Genomic DNA, 16,323 nt, shown 5'->3' with positions numbered 1-16,323 from the left:
GGCGTCGCATTCCCGGATTACGCCCTCTGCGAGGGCTAATCCAGGCTACAGCGCAAGCCTGTTGATGAGCCGCGATCCCGTAGGGTGGTTTAGCTGCGTAGCGGCTTAAGCCACCACTTTTATCCACGCTAGGTTGCGGGAATCTGTGGCGCTGCATTCCCGGATTACGCCCTCTGCGAGGGCTAATCCAGGCTACAGCGCAAGCCTATTGATGAACCGCGATCCCGTAGGGGGGGTTAGCCGTGTAGCGGCGTAAGTCACCATTTTTATCGACGCCAGGTTGTCGGCATCTGTTGTGTTGTATTCCCGGATTACGCCCTCTGCGAGGGCTAATCCAAGCTACAGCGCAAGCCTGTTGATGAGCCGCGATCCCGTAGGGTGGTTTAGTCGCGCAGCGGCGTAAGTCACCATTTTTATCGACGCCAGGTTGCCGGAATCTGTGGCGTCGCATTCCCGGATTACGCCCTCTGCGAGGGCTAATCCAGGTTACAACGCTAATTATGGTTCAAGGGGGCTTGGCGTTGGAGGGCTTGGCCGGTTGGGGCGGCTGCACTAGAGTGACGGCTCGTGAAAGGAGCCCCTATGCATCTGGACCCCCGCAGTGGTTGGTGTACCGGTATCGCCCACTGCCCCTCGCCCAACTTCAATCAGCGCCCAGCAGGGGAGGTTTCGCTGCTGGTGATTCATAACATCAGCTTGCCGCCTGGACAGTTCGGCACGGGTAAGGTGCAGGCGTTTTTCCAGAACCGTCTGGACAGCGCCGAGCATCCGTATTTCGCCAGCATTGAGCATTTGCAGGTGGCGGCGCATTTTCTGATTGAACGCAGCGGCGCGCTGTTCCAGTTTGTCTCCTGTAACGACCGCGCCTGGCACGCTGGCGTGTCGAGTTTTGCCGGGCGTGATAACTGCAATGATTTTGCCCTTGGCATTGAGCTCGAAGGCACCGATGATCTGCCCTTTACCGATGCCCAATATCGCGTCCTGATTGCTCTGACCCGCCAGATACAACACGCCTACCCGGCGATTACGGCCCAGCGCATTTGCGGTCATAGCGACATTGCCCCAGGGCGCAAAACCGACCCTGGCCCGGCTTTTGATTGGTCGCGCTTGTATCAGGGCTTAGCGCAAAACGAGGAATAGCCATGAATTTTCTGGTGCTACTGCTGGTGTTGTGGGTCGAGAAGTTCTCGGCCTGGCGTCAGCGCGTGCAGCACGACAGCCCTTGGTTGGCCCTGCTGAGCAAGGTGCAGGGGCGGCCGGTGTGGTTGCAACTGAGCGTGCTGCTGTTGCTGCCGCTGTTGCTGGTGGGTGTGCTCTTGTTGCTGCTAGAAAGCGTGGCCTACGGCTGGTTGGCCTTACCTTTGCACTTACTGGTGCTGATTTACAGCCTTGGGCGCGGCGATTTGCAGGCGGCCTTGGGCCCGTTTCGCGATAGCTGGCGGCGCGGTGACAGCGAGGCCGCGTATCTGGTGGCTCAGCGTGACTTAGGCATTGAGGCCGAGAGCGCGGAGCAGTTGCTGCAGCACGTGCAGGGACATCAGGTGTGGCAGGCTTATCAAAGCTTCTTTGCGCCGATCTTCTGGTATGCCTTGCTCGGCCCGTTGGCCGCTTTGGCTTATCGCTTGCTGGCCTTGCTACAAGAACATACCGCCAACACTGAGCTGGGGGAGGCGGCCAAGCAGATCCGCCATGCTTTTGATTGGTTGACGGTGCGGGTGTTGGCGGCCAGCTTTGCCTTGGTCGGCAACTTTGGCGCCGTTACGCAGCGCTTGCTCAGCGACCTCTTAAGCTGGGACACCGGTGCCGCGCAGTTGGTAAGCAATACTGCGGTCGCTGCCTGCGAGCTGCCGGCGCCCGAGTTGGGCGAGGTGGGCATCAGCAGTCTCGACAGCTTGTGGCAGTTGCTCGTGCGCTCGGCGGTGCTGTGGTACGCCGTGTTTGCCCTGTGGACGCTGTTTCTTTAACGCGACAGCTATTGCTGTCGATCAACGCGCGCGGGGCCGTTTTAGCTAAGCTGCATCGCAGTTTCTCAGCACGGCGCCTGCGCTTATGACCTGCCATCACGGTCCATGTTGAACCTTAAGTTCAGCGGGCGCAGGCCGATAGTATCGCTACAAGGGGTGGCTACGTCCGGTCGACGTGATGGGCTTCACATTCAGCCGTGATAGCACTACGCTGACCACGCTGTTTTGCGGCACAGCAGGGAGCGCAGACGCCCAAGCCAGCAAGCGCAGCCCAGCAGTACTCTTGGTAGCCCCAAGTAGAACAACAATAATTAAATACTGGAGACGCCCGTGAAGTTCGTCTTACTGCCAGCCATCGCGCTGATGAATCGCCTAAGTTTCGGTATGAAGTTCAGCCTGATCAGCGTGCTGTTCTTTGTGCCCATGCTGATCACCAATTTTTACCTGGTGCGCGACTCCTATCAGCAATTCATCAGCACCCAAGCATCGCTGGCCAGTATCGGTTTGCTGCGGCAAAGCCAGACCCTGCATAAGAGTCTCGAAGAATACTCCGACCTCAATGAAATCAACGCTGCCATTGGCCAGTCTGGCCAAGCCGGCGACCTCGAAAGCCGTCTGACTCAGCTGCAAAGCAATTTGGCGCAGCAACTTCAAAACATGCAGGTTGCTGTTAGTGACAGCGATCAGGTTGCGGCTTTTGACCAACAGCGCGAGCAACTCCAAGCAGAGCTGACTGCTGCGAACAATGAATCGGCGCTGCAAACCAAGGTGGTGCTGAGTGAGAAGCTACTGGGCTCGGCGCAGCTGTTTAGCAAGTTGATCGCCAGCCAGTCAGGCTTAAGCCAAGACCGCGACGACACCGTGCGGCAAATGCTCGAATTACTGTTGGTCGCCACGCCTAAGGTTACCGGGCTGCTTAGTCAGGGCCGGGCAGTGGGCTCGTTTTCCTTGGCCCAGGGCTTTCTGAACTCGGCCGCTAGCACCACGCTGGATGACCTGCTGCTGGATATGGAAAAACTCCATGCCGAATACGGGCAAAACCTGCAAGCGGTGCTCGGCAGTGACAGCAAAGCGCAAGCGGCCTTGGCCACGCAGGCCGATGCCAGCCTGGCCACACTGAAGTCCATCGCGACAGTGGTGGAGGATCAGGTGGTGGTGGCCGACTCGTTGGACACGCCGTGGCTTAACTATTACGCCGAGCTGAGCGGCGCCATCGATAAAACCTACGGCCTTAATGACGAACTGCTGGGCTTTTTGGATCAGCAACTGCAAAAGCGCTTGGCGCAAAACCGGGTGCAGATGAGCTTGTTGGTGGTTGCGCTGGTCGTGGTGTTCCTGCTGATTTTGTACCTCTACAGCGGCTTTTACGTGTCGATCCGCAGCACCTTGAAAAGTCTGGGCCAGGTGATGAATCAGGTGGCCGCCGGTGATATGACCGTGAGCTACAAAGCGCAAAGCCAAGATGAATTGGGCCAACTCGGCGAGCTGTTTAACGAGACCGTGGGCAAGATTCGTCATTTGATTGAGCGCCTTGGCCACACCGTGCAGGAGGTGGGTCATCAAACCGGACGCGTCGAGCAGGTATCGGCTGAAAGCAACCACGCCGTCGCCAGCCAGCGCGGGCAAATCGACCTGATCGCCACCGCGATGAACCAACTGTCCGCCACCGCCCAAGAGGTGGCCCATAGCGCTGCCGCGGCGGTGGGCAGTGCGCAGAGCGTGAATGATGAAACGGTCAGCGGCCGTGTGCTGGTGGAGGCGCAAGTGGGCAGCATCCAGCGCTTGGCCGGCGAGATCGATGGGTCGGTGACGGTGATCAACAAGTTGGCCAGCGACAGCGCTTCGATCAGCCAGGTGCTGGACGTGATCAAAGGCATCGCCGAGCAAACCAACCTGCTGGCGCTCAACGCGGCGATTGAAGCGGCGCGAGCTGGCGAGCAGGGCCGGGGCTTTGCCGTGGTGGCTGATGAAGTGCGCAACCTGGCTAAGCGTACCCAGCACTCCACCGAGGAAATCGAGAGTATGATCGCCAAGCTGCAAAGCGGCGTGGGCGCGGCGGTCAAGGCGATGAACAGCAGCCATCAGATGGCTGACAACACCGTGACTGAATCGACCAAGGTGCAGCAGGCGCTGGAGAATATCTTGGGGGCAGTGGGCATGATCGTCGATCAAAACCAGCAAATCGCCACGGCTGCCGAAGAGCAGACGGCGGTGGTGCTGGATATCGATCAGAACATCGTGCAGATCAGCCACGCCGGTGAACTCACCGCCAATGGCGCGAGCCAAACCGAGCAGGCCAGCCGCGAGCTGAGCGCGTTGGTCACGCGCTTAAAAGACTTAGCAGGAGCATTCCGGGTTTAACTGGCGTGAGCCAATCAGGCTCGCGGCGCCCGGCACGTTGCTGAAAAACGCGATCCCGTAGGGTGGTTGGCCGTAGCCAGCCACCGTTGCCATCGAGTTGATGTGTAGTTCGATCACTTCCCGGATTACGCCCACTGCGTGGGCTAATCCAGGCTACGGGGTGACAGTCACGTTGCTGAAAAATGCGATCCCGTAGGGTGGCTGGCCGCAGCCAGCCACCGCTGCCACCGAGTTGATGCGCGGCTCGAACACTTCCCGGATTACGCCCACTGCGTGGGCTAATCCAGGCTACTCCAGCCAAACAGCTCGCAGGCATTGTGGCTACTGGCGCTGGCCAACTCTTGCGCGCTGATGCCGCGTACTTCGGCCAAGGCTTGGCAAATCTGCGGCAAATGTTCGGGGCTGTTGCGTTGGTTGGGGTACATGGCCGGGGCCATGTCGGGGCTGTCGGTTTCCAGCACGAAGGCTGCCAACGGCAGCTGTGCCAGCACCTTGCGCAAGCGCAGGGCCTGTGGCCACGTCGGGGCGCCACCTAAGCCGAGTTTGAAACCTAATTTGAGGTACTCACGGGCCTCCTCAACGCTGCCGGCAAAGGCGTGGATGATGCCGCCGCGTGGCGGTTTAACGCGTTTGAGTATGGCGATGGTGTCGGCGTGGGCGCGGCGCACGTGCAGCAGTGCCGGTAGCTCAAACTCGCAAGCCAGTTTGAGCTGAGCGCTGAACAACTGCTGCTGCGCCTCGCGATCTAGCTCTGGGAGGAAATAATCCAAGCCAATTTCACCCACGGCGCACAGCTTGGGGTGGCCCGCATGGCGCGTCAGCCAATCGCGTAACTCAGTTAAATCGCTGGGCAGATGCTGCGCCAGATACACCGGGTGCAAACCGAAGGCAGCAAACAGGCCGTCCTGCGCCTCACACAACTGCCACAGGCGCTGCCAATTACTCTGATACACGCCGAGCACCACCATGCGCTTCACGCCCACGGCGCGACTGCGGGCCAGCAGGGCTGGGCGGTCGTGGTCGAAATCGGGGAAGTCGAGGTGGGTGTGGGTGTCGATCAGGTGCATGGGCGCCTCGCTAAGCTAGGTGCAGGGTAACTCAGGTGCGGCTATTGGCAAATTATCGGAGGCCGTAGTTGGCTGCCAAAGGCTTATCACCTTATATCGGTGGAGAAAGCGCTTCGCGCTGTTCTCCACCCTACGGGCTAACGCTTTAGCTTCGTAGCCTGGATTAGCCCACGCAGTGGGTGTAATCCGGGAGGTGGGCGGGCTTAGGATTTGGCGGCGTGGCGTTGGTGGCTTACGCCGCTGCGCGGCTAAACCACCCTACGGGGTTGTTCTCCACCCTACGGGTCAGCGCTTTAGTTGCGTAGCCTGGATTAGCTCACGCAGTGGGTGTAATCCGGGAGGCGGGTGGGCTTAGGATTTGGCGGCGTGGCGTTGGTGGCTTACGCCGCTGCGCGGCTAAACCACCCTACGGGGTTGTTCTCCACCCTACGGCCAGCGCTTTAGTCGCGTAGCCTGGATTAGCTCACGCAGTGGGCATAATCCGGGAGGCGGATGGGTTTAGGATTTGGCGGTGTGGCGCTGGTGGCTTACGCCGCTGCGCGGCTAAACCACCCTACGAGGTTGTTCTCCACCCTGCGGCGCGTGGATAAACGTGGGTTGTATAGGCAATAAAAAACCGGCCTTGGCCGGTTTTTTATTGGGTTGAAACTTAGTGATGTTCGCGGGTGGCGCGGAATTGGATGTCCGGCCAGCGCTCTTCCATCAGGCTCAGGTTAACGCGGGTGGGCGCCAGGTAGGTGAGGTGGCCGCCGCCGTCCAGCGCGAGGTTTTCCACGGCCTTGTTGCTGAACTCTTCGAGCTTCTTCTTATCGCTGGATTCGATCCAGCGCGCCGACCACACGGTGATGGGCTCGTAGCTGCACTCGACTTTGTATTCTTCCTTCAAACGGCTGGCGACCACATCGAACTGCAGCACACCGACGGCGCCCAAGATGATGTCGTTGCTGCGTTCGGGGAAGAACACCTGGGTCGCGCCTTCTTCGGCGAGCTGTTGCAGGCCCTGACGCAATTGCTTGGACTTCAGCGGGTCCTTCAAACGCACGCGGCGGAACAGCTCCGGGGCGAAGTGCGGGATACCGGTAAAGCCCAGGTTCTCGCCTTCGGTGAAGGTGTCGCCGATCTGGATGGTGCCGTGGTTATGCAGGCCGATGATGTCGCCGGCATAGGCCTCGACCAGCATCTCGCGCTCACTGGAGAAGAAGGTCAGGGCATCGCCGATGCGCAGGTCTTTGCCGGTACGCACGTGGCGCATCTTCATGCCTTGGCTGTACTTGCCCGAGCAGATGCGCATAAAGGCGATACGGTCGCGGTGCTTGGGGTCCATGTTGGCTTGGATCTTAAAGATAAAGCCGGAGAACTTTTCTTCCTGCGGTTCCACGTTGCGCTCGTGGGTTGCACGCGGCAACGGCAGTGGGGCCCAGTCGACCACCGCATCGAGCACGTGATCGACACCGAAGTTACCCAAGGCGGTGCCGAAGAACACCGGGGTCAACTCGCCGCGCATAAACTCGCCTTGATCGAACTCGTGGCAGGCGCCTTGTACCAGCTCCAGTTGCTCAAGGAAGCGCTCGTATTCGTCACCCAGGTGGGCGCGCGCTTCATCGGAGTCGAGCTTCTCGATGATCTTGGTTTCGGTGCGCTCGTGGCCATGGCCTGGGGTGTAGACGATGATGTAATCGCCGGCCAGGTGGTACACGCCTTTGAAGTCTTTGTAGCAGCCGATCGGCCAGGTGATCGGCGCGGCTTTGATCTTCAGTACCGCTTCAATTTCATCGAGCAGTTCGATCGGGTCGCGGATATCACGGTCGAGTTTGTTCACAAAGCTGACGATGGGGGTGTCGCGCAGGCGGCACACGTCCATCAGGGCGATGGTCCGTGGCTCAACGCCTTTACCGCCGTCGAGCACCATCAGCGCGCTGTCCACCGCCGTCAGGGTGCGGTAGGTGTCTTCCGAGAAGTCTTCGTGACCGGGGGTGTCGAGCAGGTTGATCATGTGCTCGCGATAGGGGAACTGCATCACCGAGGTGGTGATGGAAATGCCCCGTTGTTTTTCCATTTCCATCCAGTCGGAGGTGGCATGGCGGTCGGATTTACGCGACTTCACCGTACCTGCGACAGAGATCGCCTTGCCCATCAGCAACAGTTTCTCGGTAATGGTGGTCTTACCGGCGTCGGGGTGAGAGATGATCGCAAACGTGCGGCGCTTAGCGACTTCGGCGGCCTGAGTGGTCATGGTGGTATGCCTGGCTGGAATCGGTTGCGGGCGGTCGGCCCGAAAAGCGCGCGATTATACCGGCAAATCGAAGCGCTCGCCGAGCACCTGCCGCACGGTCTGGACCATAGCGCAAAACCGCTGAAAATGTAGGGTTAAACTTGGGTTTTTTGTGCAGCATTTCGGACGTTTTGTTAAGGATCAAAAACGCTTGAGCCCCTCTTGGTCATTAGCTGCGAAATTGGGCGAGTTTTTGATTGATCTAGGGGCCTCATGGCCCTAAAGTTCGCGACCGAACGTCCATGCTGGCAACGATCCATCCGGCTCAAGTACTGACGACGAGAGGTTGACCTGGTAACGGTTAATCCTCGGCGACATGCCTTGGGAAGTAGGCGAACCAAAGTGGGGAAACTGATCAGACGTTCGCGGTTTCTATATGGAAACCATCCCTCATCTTCTTTGTTTGTTTTGCCAACGGAGCCGCCCCATGTCGATTAAGGTCGAAGATTACTACGCACCCGCCACTTTTCAGCGTATGAAAGCCTTCGCTGATACCCAGGAAACCCCGTTCGTACTGATCGACACGGCGATCATCAGCCAGGCCTATGACGACCTGCGCGCCGGTTTCGAATTCGCCAAGGTGTACTACGCCGTCAAAGCCAACCCGGCGGTGGAAATCATTGACCTGCTCAAAGACAAAGGCTCGAACTTCGATATCGCCTCGATCTATGAGCTGGACAAGGTGCTGGCGCGTGGCGTCACTGCGGATCGCATTAGCTACGGCAACACCATCAAGAAAGCCAAAGACGTGCGCTACTTCTACGAGAAGGGCGTGCGCCTGTTCGCCACCGACTCCGAAGCCGACCTGCGCAACATCGCCAAGGCCGCGCCGGGCTCGAAAGTTTATGTGCGCATTCTTACCGAAGGCTCCACCACGGCTGATTGGCCGTTGAGCCGTAAATTCGGCTGCCAGACCGACATGGCCATGGACCTGCTGATCCTCGCCCGCGACCTGGGCCTGGTGCCTTACGGTGTGTCGTTCCACGTTGGTTCGCAGCAGCGCGACATCTCGGTGTGGGACGCGGCGATTGCCAAGGTGAAGGTGATCTTCGAGCGTCTGAAAGAAGAAGACGGCATTCATCTGAAGCTGATCAACATGGGCGGCGGCTTCCCGGCCAACTACATCACCCGCACCAACAGCCTGGAAACCTACGCCGAGGAAATCATCCGCTTCCTTAAAGAAGACTTCGGTGACGACCTGCCGGAAATCATCCTTGAGCCCGGCCGTTCGCTGATTGCCAACGCCGGGATTCTGGTCAGTGAAGTGGTGCTGGTGGCGCGTAAATCCCGTACCGCCGTGGAGCGTTGGGTGTACGTGGACGTGGGCAAGTTCAGCGGTCTGGTGGAAACCACCGACGAGTCGATCAAGTTCCCGATCTGGACCGAGAAAAAGGGCGAGATGGAAGAAGTGGTTATCGCCGGTCCTACCTGCGACAGCGCCGACATCATGTACGAAAACTACAAGTACGGCCTGCCGCTGAACCTGGCCGCTGGCGACCGCCTGTACTGGCTGTCCACCGGGGCCTACACCACCAGCTACAGCGCCGTAGAGTTCAACGGCTTCCCGCCGCTGAAGTCTTTCTATATCTAAGCGCTCTTGCCGCAACAGAAACCCCGCCACGGCGGGGTTTTTTGTGTCTGTAAAAACCTGTAGCGCCTAGGCGAGGCACCCGATCAGGGATGTTTTTTCAGGGCGCAAAGCATGGGCTGATGATGACGCGAGCATCTGGCAAAGCTCAATGCAGAGCTTACGGAGAGAGTGGCGCGATAGTGGATTTATCCCCTGAAGAAGTGCGGTTTTCTGTTTTGATAAGAGGTTCACATATCTAAATGAGAATCTTTATTTTTATCAATAACTACAGATAATGTAAGACAAAACTAACGTACAGCTTTGGGCGGGACTAAATGAGCCAACATAAAACGCGTCGCTTCAATGGGCATAAATCCTGGAGGCCGACCGCTGTAATGCTGTGTGCGCCATTTTTAAGTGCGCCGCTTGCAGTTTGGGCGCAAGAGGGCAGCGTCGCTGAGGTGCAGGAGGACTATCGCCTGTCCCCCATCATTATCAACGCTAAAGCGCTTGAACCGTCCGATGCGGATACTGTTGTGGCTCAGGAGTTGTGGGTCGGTGGCAAAGTGGCGACCAGCGTGCTGGATACACCCGCCTCGGTTTCGGTCATCACCTCCAAAGAAATTCAGCAGCGCAGCGCTAGCACCACAGAAGAGGTGCTGCAGTACACCCCGGGTGTGATAACCGATTTTTACGGTACCGATGACCGTAACGACTACTTCAAAATCCGTGGCTTTCAGGCCACGACCTATCGTGATGGTATGACGCTCGGCTCCATGCGCGGTGTGCGTGAAGAGCCATTTGCCTATGAGCGCATCGAAGTGTTGCGCGGTGCTAACTCAACCCTATTTGGCCCTGCTGACCCAGGTGGCTCGGTTAACTTCGTGAGTAAACGGCCACGCTTTGAGCGTTTCGGCGAAGGTTACCTTACCTACGGCTCTTACAATCATGCCGAGGCTGGGGTTGATGTCGGGGATACGCTGGGGGTGGACGACACCCTTGCATTTCGCCTGACCGGTAAGTTTCAGGACAGTGAGCGCGAGTACGACCATTCCCGTGATGACAATGATTTCATCATGACCGGGATGACCTGGAAGCCGACTGACTACACCTCTGCGAGCCTGATTTTCGACCACCTCAAGAGTGACAGCAGCCCCAACAGTGGCGGCTATCCGGTGGGGCAGAAGTATGACCGGGATGAATTCTTTGGCGAGCCGGATTTCAACTATCACGACGTGGAGCGCACTAGCCTCACGGGTGCGTTGACCCATGATTTTGATAACGGCTTCACCCTGACCAGCAACATGCGCTACAGCGAGCTGACTGATGATTTCGGCTACATCTATCTGGCCGACTATGCTGCTACCCCGCTGACTGATCGAGCTTATTTCGGTACGGACAGTGAGGCAGAGGAATTTATCGGCAATCTGATGCTGCAATACGATGCACGCTTTGAGCATTTCGACAGCAGTACCTTGACCGGTATTGAGTACCGTGATGCGTCCACTAAGGACAGCTCTTTCTACGGCGCGGCGGCACCGATTGATCTGGCTAACCCGGTCTACAGCGGCGCGCCGTCCAGCCTAAGCATCTACAGCCGCAACAAGCAGGACTACACCACCAAAGCCGTGTTCCTGCAGCAGAACTTCTCCATTGACCGCTTCATCATTACCGGTGGTATTCGTAACGATTCGATGGAGCTGTCCAGTGCCGATATCACTGGGAGCAGGGCTTCTGACGATTTTTCGGAAACCTCAGTTCGTGGCGCCTTGACGTATAAAGTCACCGATGAGGTGTCCACCTATATCAGCATGGTTGAATCAGTGGCGCCGCCAACTATTGGCGTTACGCCTGAACGCGGCAAACAGTACGAGATCGGCGTTAAGTACGCGCCCACCCAACTGAATGCGCTGTTCTCCGCTGCGGTGTATGACCTGAATCAAGAGGACATCACCATTGCCGTGGTGCAGGACAACGGCACCATCGAGCGTGAAACTATCGGTGAGTCGCGGGTTAAAGGTCTGGATCTGGAAGCCAAGGTTGAAGTCACTGAACATCTGAGCTTGATCGGTGGCTACTCCTATATGGAGTCCGAGGTGGTCAAGGGGACCCTGCGCGACGGTACTTCACTCAAAGGCAAAGAGTTCACTGTTGCACCTAAGCATTCGGCCTCGCTGTGGAGCTATTACACCCTGCCCGGTACCCGCATGAGTGTTGGTTTGGGTGCGCGCTATACCGGCGGCTACTACTTCGATGCAGACAACAGCGCAAAAAGTGATGCAGAGGTGATTTACGACGCTGCATTCAACTATCAGATCGTCAAAGGCACGGACCTCGCCGTTAACGTCAGCAACCTGTTTGATGAGCAGCATGTGGTGGGTTCTGGCACGGCGGATTACTACAACCCCGGCCGCGAAGTCACGGCTAAGTTGAGCTACAACTGGTAACCCTGCGAGTTTGTGCGAACGCTTGCGATTGGCTGCGTCGGCCCTGGAGGTCAGGGCTGGCGCTAATTAGCCAGAGCAGATAAGCGCGAAAGCATCACACCTATGTGAGCCTGGCAGCCTATGGCTGATCCAGGCTGCATCGTTTCTGGGCACGTTACGTCCGCTACAGCGCATCGGATACAGGCCATAGGCAATGACTGACTCTTTACGTAAACAACCAACGGCCTGCGCAGCGGGCCAGCCCAGTGGCTGGGCCATTGCGCACCGCCTGCTGCTGGCTTTGCTGGGCGGCTATGCCTTCACCTGGGGCTTCGTGAGCTTAGGGGTTGTGCTGCTGTCTTGGTTGCAGGTGGACTATCACGACGCCGAGCACGGCATGCTTTTGCTGAGTTTTTTGCTGTACCTCGCCCTATTCCTATGGGCGTTTGCTGCTGCTAGTACGGCGCGGGTTTGGTTGGTTTTAGGTGGCGGTGCCGTCGTCATGATCCCCGCCGCCTTGCAGTTGCAAAAACTGCTTTTGTCTTAAAGGAACTAGCACGATGTTTGCCACCTTTCGTCACAGCATGACATGGCTACACACCTGGCTTGGGCTGGTGCTGGGCTTTGTTCTGATGGTTGCCTTCTTTTTTGGCGCGCTCTCTGTATTTGACCGGGAAATTGATCGCTGGGCTGTCCCCGAAACCCGTTTCGAACCACAACCGCTGCCTAGCTTTGACAAGCAGCTGCGGCCGATTTACGACAAGCTAAAACCTCAGCCGGTGGACTATGCCGCCACCCAGCAGCGCGTGATCGGCGACTTGCCACCGGCGCAAACGCTGCCAATGGTCTCGCTTTACGCCTACACCACGCACCGCGACCCGTTGCTGCAGATCGGTGGTGAATATGCGGTACCCAACAAGCTTAAAGATCAAAGCGATGATCACGCCCATGTGCACGGTTGGGAAACTGTCGACCCGCGCACCGGCGATTTCCTGCAAAGCAACAAGCTCAACATTGGTACGGCCTGGTTCTTCCCCATGCACTACCACCTGAATTGGTCTTGGATGGCTTTGGGCTATTGGGTCGTGGCGCTGGCCAGTCTGTGTATGTTGGTTGCCTTGGTGAGCGGTGTGGTGATCCATCGCAAGGTTTTTCGCGAGTTCTTCACTTTTCGCCCCTGGAAGCGCCCCCAGCGCAGTGCCCTTGATTTGCATAACCTCACCGGGGTCGTGGCGCTGCCATTCCATTTCTTCTTTGCCTTTACCGGGTTAGTGATCTTTGCCGGCGCGCTGTATTTTCCGGTGAGCCATACCCTGCTACAGCCGTTGCATAAGCAACATGAAGTCAGCGAAGCAGAGCACACGGGTTTGCCCCATGAGCCTGCCGGTGTATATGCGCCATTGGCCTCAGTGGATGCCATGGTCGCCGAAGCCAAACGGCGCTGGGCGCAGCGTGATATGCCGGGCGACGTGGGGCTGCTGACCATCGAACACTGGCAAGACGCTAATGGCTACGTCAGCCTGTACCGCGCCGGCAGTGATCGCGTTGCGCTGGTGGGCCAGGCCATTCACTTTAAAGCCAGCACCGGGGAGGTCCTGCGCGAAGACCCAGACCCGAGCGCGGTGGGGAGTATCAACGAGTTTCTCACTGGTTTGCATTTGCAGCACTTCGAGCACTGGTTACTGCGTTGGCTCTATTTGCTAGGTGGGTTGCTGGGCTGCGTTTGTATCGCCACGGGTTTTATCTTCTTTGTCGAGAAGCGTAAGCGTAAGCATGCCGAGCTGGGCGGGCAGGGCAGCCGGATCGTAGACGCACTGGCTGTGACCTTTGTGACCGGGATGCTAATCGCTACCTTGGCCATGCTCACCGTCAATCGCTTGCTTGCGCCTGAGCTGGCAGCCAAGGCAGATTGGGAGAAGATGAGTTTTTGGTTGAGCTGGGGTGTTGCCCTGTTGCATGCCTTTTGGCGCAGCGCGCCAGTGGCTCAAGCGCGGTTTAATCCGGCTTGGCGTGAGCAATGCTGGATTGTTGCTGGGTTGGCGCTGGCGGCGGTTGGGCTGAACTGGATCGGTACTGGCGATCACTTGCTCAAAACCCTGTTTACCCAACCTTATTGGCCTGTGGCAGGTGTTGACCTGAGCCTAATAGCCAGTGCCGCTGTTGCGCTGTACGCCGCACGTAAACTGGCACGGCACAGCTGGGTGGCTGCGCCCAGTACAGCGGAGGTGGCGCATGGCTAATCTGCTGCTGCATCTCTTGGCCCTGGCGTTCGCCATTATCGGTATGGGGTGGTTGGCTCTAAGTCTCGACGTGCATTGGCGGCAAGTGCTGGCGTGCAAAGACCCACTAAGCGCTGGTAAGTCCAGAGCCATGCGGGTCCTTGGTTACATCTGCCTGATCCTGTCCGGCGTCATGTGCTGTCTGACCGACAGACCCTCCATCGCCGTGTTGGTATGGTTCATGTTACAGGCCGTATCCGCCGTTCTGATTACTCTGCTGCTTGCATGGCGTGCCCAGTGGCTGAGGCTGCTGTTGATATGGACTAAGACAGGTCACTGATATTTTACCTCGCACGATGGCTCTTCTTTGTCAGCCGAGAGGGGCCTTCCGAGCGGTCTGTTAAAACAAGTTGTGCATCCGCTCGTGGATAACCCCGCCTGTAACTGCCCTGAAGTGCTGATCCAAACACCTTGTTTCGCGGTAATTGAACTGCGCTGATACGTCCCGTTTGTTTGGCTGGCATCCCCGTATCCGGCTCTGGAGTCGATGCTGTGACGACGGTGGCTGGCTACGGCCAACCACCCTACGGGGAGGGGGCTCAGCGAATAGTAATCGGCCTTGGGATTGGCAGTGTGGCGACGGTGGCTGGCTGCGGCCAACCACCCTACGGGAGGCGCCTCAGCGAATAGGGGGGTAGATCTGTAGCCTGGATTAGCTCGCGCAGCGTGTGTAATCCGGGAGGTAATCAGCCTTGGGATCGACGCTGTGACGACGTTGGCTGGCTGCGGCCAACCACCCTACGGGTGGCGGTTCAGCGAATAGGGCGGATTAGCCCGTAGCCTGGATTAGCCCGCGCAGCGGGCGTAATCCGGGAGGTAAATCGCCTCGGGATTGGCAGTGTGGCGCCGGTGGCTGGCTGCGGCCAACCACCCTACGGGATGGCGGCTCAGCGAATAGGGGGGAGATCTGTAGCCTGGATTAGCTCGCGCAGCGGGCGTAATCCGGTAGGTAAATCAGACTTGGGATTGGCCGTGCGGGTGGTGGTGGCTTACGCCGCTGCGCGGCTAAACCACCCTACGGGGTGGGCGGGGGTGTGCTCTCGAAGAGGGTAAAAACCGCCTCGGATCGCGGTTGGGTAAAGCCGGCTTTACCTATCATTTACCCTTAGCTGGGTTTTGTCTGACAAGTGCATTGCCTAGGATGGCGGCCAGATTATTGATCTTGCCCCTTGAGCTGGATATTCCTTGCTATGTCGCTGCGTAAAAGCTTGTTTGCTCCCCGTTTATTAATCCCTGTCGCCTTGCTTGTCGCCGTTGCGGGCTGTGCGTGGTACTTCAATCGTGACGCTCAGGCGGCCAGCCAAGTAGCGCCGGTTAAGGCCGCTATCGGCAATATCGAAGACACCACCACGGCTCTTGGCACGTTGCAGCCGCTGGACTATGTGGATGTCGGTGCGCAGGTTTCCGGGCAACTGCTGAAGCTGCATGTGGCCTTGGGTGAAGAGGTTAAGGAAGGGCAGTTGCTGGCCGAGATCGATCCACGGCTGATGCAGGCCAAGGTGATCGCTTCGCAAGCGCAGCTGACCAACCAGCGCGCCCAGCTTAAGCAAACCCAGGCGCAACTGGAGCTGGCGCAGATTCAGCTTAAGCGTCAGCAAGCCCTGTTTGCCGAGAAGGCCACCAGCCAGGAGTTGCTGCAAACCGCCCAGGCCGATGTGAAGGTCAAGGGTGCCCAAATCGAAGCCCTGCAAGCGCAGATTGCCCAGACCGAAGCGGGCTTGGAAGAGGATCGCACCAACCTGGGCTACACCAAAATCTATGCGCCCATGAGCGGCACCGTGGTCTCGCAGTCGGCCAAGCAAGGCCAGACCCTGAACGCTAATCAGCAAGCGCCGGTGCTGGTGCAGATCGCCAATCTGGCGCGCATGACCGTCGATACCCAAGTCTCGGAAGCCGATATCGGCAAGCTCAAAGTCGGCATGCCGGTGTACTTCACCACCCTCGGCCAAACCCAGCGCTGGCAAGCGACGCTGCGGCAGATTCTGCCGACGCCGACAGTGACCAATAACGTGGTGCTGTACAACGCCCAGTTCGATGTGGACAACCCCGACGGCAAGCTGATGACGCAGATGAGCGCCCAGGTGTTCTTCGTTAATGCCAAGGCCGACAACGTGCTGACCATCCCCGTGGCGGTCCTGCAAAACCGTCGCGGCCGGCCCACTGAGGGCGGGGTCATGTTCCGTTTGCAGGTCCTGGAGAACGGCAAACCGGTCGAGCGCATGGTCAAGATCGGGCTGCGTGACCGGGTCAGCGCGCAGGTGCTGGAAGGGATTGCTGAGGGCGAACAACTGGCGGCTACTCAGCCAGTGATAGCGCCGCGTCCTGCCGCTGCTGAAGGGCAGGGGCCGGGCAGTGGTCGGCGTATGGGCGGTCCACGTTTCTAA

General features: G+C 58.3%; 11 protein-coding genes and 1 pseudogene. 10 read left to right on the top strand and 2 right to left on the bottom strand.

Features of this window, described 5'->3' with window-relative positions:
• Window positions 1–582: 582 nt before the first annotated feature.
• The 4 genes and pseudogenes from ampD to NTD81_RS21445 all read left to right on the top strand — a co-directional run bounded on the left by ampD (window position 583) and on the right by NTD81_RS21445 (window position 4,325).
• Window positions 583–1,140, top strand: a complete 558-nt coding sequence (ampD, locus tag NTD81_RS13390) for a 1,6-anhydro-N-acetylmuramyl-L-alanine amidase AmpD (RefSeq protein WP_262183061.1) — start codon at window positions 583–585, stop codon at window positions 1,138–1,140.
• A gap of 2 nt (window positions 1,141–1,142) precedes the next feature.
• Window positions 1,143–1,964, top strand: coding sequence for a regulatory signaling modulator protein AmpE (gene ampE / locus NTD81_RS13385; RefSeq protein ID WP_262183059.1), 822 nt, complete (start codon window positions 1,143–1,145; stop codon window positions 1,962–1,964).
• Window positions 1,965–2,327: 363 nt separating this feature from the next.
• A pseudogene (locus NTD81_RS21450) lies at window positions 2,328–3,467 on the top strand (HAMP domain-containing protein); the annotation flags it as partial.
• Window positions 3,468–3,611: 144 nt separating this feature from the next.
• Entirely contained in the window at window positions 3,612–4,325 is a 714-nt protein-coding gene (locus tag NTD81_RS21445; protein WP_410017162.1) for a methyl-accepting chemotaxis protein, read from the top strand.
• Window positions 4,326–4,603: 278 nt separating this feature from the next.
• On the opposite strand, the gene NTD81_RS13375 is transcribed toward NTD81_RS21445, so the two are convergent.
• On the bottom strand, window positions 4,604–5,392 hold the full coding sequence (locus NTD81_RS13375; RefSeq protein WP_262183056.1) for a TatD family hydrolase: 789 nt from the start codon (window positions 5,390–5,392) through the stop codon (window positions 4,604–4,606).
• Between the two features lie 649 nt (window positions 5,393–6,041).
• Window positions 6,042–7,625: a peptide chain release factor 3 gene (locus tag NTD81_RS13370; protein WP_262183054.1), complete on the bottom strand. Its 1,584-nt coding sequence runs from the start codon at window positions 7,623–7,625 to the stop codon at window positions 6,042–6,044.
• A gap of 466 nt (window positions 7,626–8,091) precedes the next feature.
• Between NTD81_RS13370 and NTD81_RS13365 the strand changes: the two genes are divergently transcribed.
• The 6 genes from NTD81_RS13365 to NTD81_RS13340 all read left to right on the top strand — a co-directional run bounded on the left by NTD81_RS13365 (window position 8,092) and on the right by NTD81_RS13340 (window position 16,323).
• Window positions 8,092–9,255: a type III PLP-dependent enzyme gene (locus NTD81_RS13365; RefSeq protein ID WP_262183053.1), complete on the top strand. Its 1,164-nt coding sequence runs from the start codon at window positions 8,092–8,094 to the stop codon at window positions 9,253–9,255.
• A 314-nt stretch (window positions 9,256–9,569) separates the two neighbouring features.
• Window positions 9,570–11,681, top strand: a complete 2,112-nt coding sequence (locus tag NTD81_RS13360; protein ID WP_262183051.1) for a TonB-dependent receptor — start codon at window positions 9,570–9,572, stop codon at window positions 11,679–11,681.
• 193 nt (window positions 11,682–11,874) lie between these two features.
• Window positions 11,875–12,207, top strand: a complete 333-nt coding sequence (locus NTD81_RS13355) for an iron transporter (protein WP_262183049.1) — start codon at window positions 11,875–11,877, stop codon at window positions 12,205–12,207.
• A 13-nt stretch (window positions 12,208–12,220) separates the two neighbouring features.
• Entirely contained in the window at window positions 12,221–13,900 is a 1,680-nt protein-coding gene (locus NTD81_RS13350) for a PepSY-associated TM helix domain-containing protein (RefSeq protein WP_262183046.1), read from the top strand.
• The gene (locus NTD81_RS13345) at window positions 13,893–14,219 is read left to right on the top strand and encodes a DUF3325 domain-containing protein (protein ID WP_262183044.1); all 327 of its coding nucleotides are present in this window, start codon (window positions 13,893–13,895) and stop codon (window positions 14,217–14,219) included. The genes NTD81_RS13350 and NTD81_RS13345 overlap by 8 nt, the downstream gene beginning before the upstream one ends.
• Window positions 14,220–15,129: 910 nt before the next feature.
• A complete protein-coding gene (locus tag NTD81_RS13340) occupies window positions 15,130–16,323 on the top strand; it encodes an efflux RND transporter periplasmic adaptor subunit (RefSeq protein ID WP_410017157.1) in 1,194 nt (397 codons plus the stop codon).

The sequence above is a fragment of the Pseudomonas sp. 5P_3.1_Bac2 genome, assembly GCF_025465995.1.
Classification (GTDB): domain Bacteria; phylum Pseudomonadota; class Gammaproteobacteria; order Pseudomonadales; family Pseudomonadaceae; genus Aquipseudomonas.
Note: the sequence above shows the minus strand (reverse complement) of the source record. Positions and strands in the feature narration are given on the sequence as shown.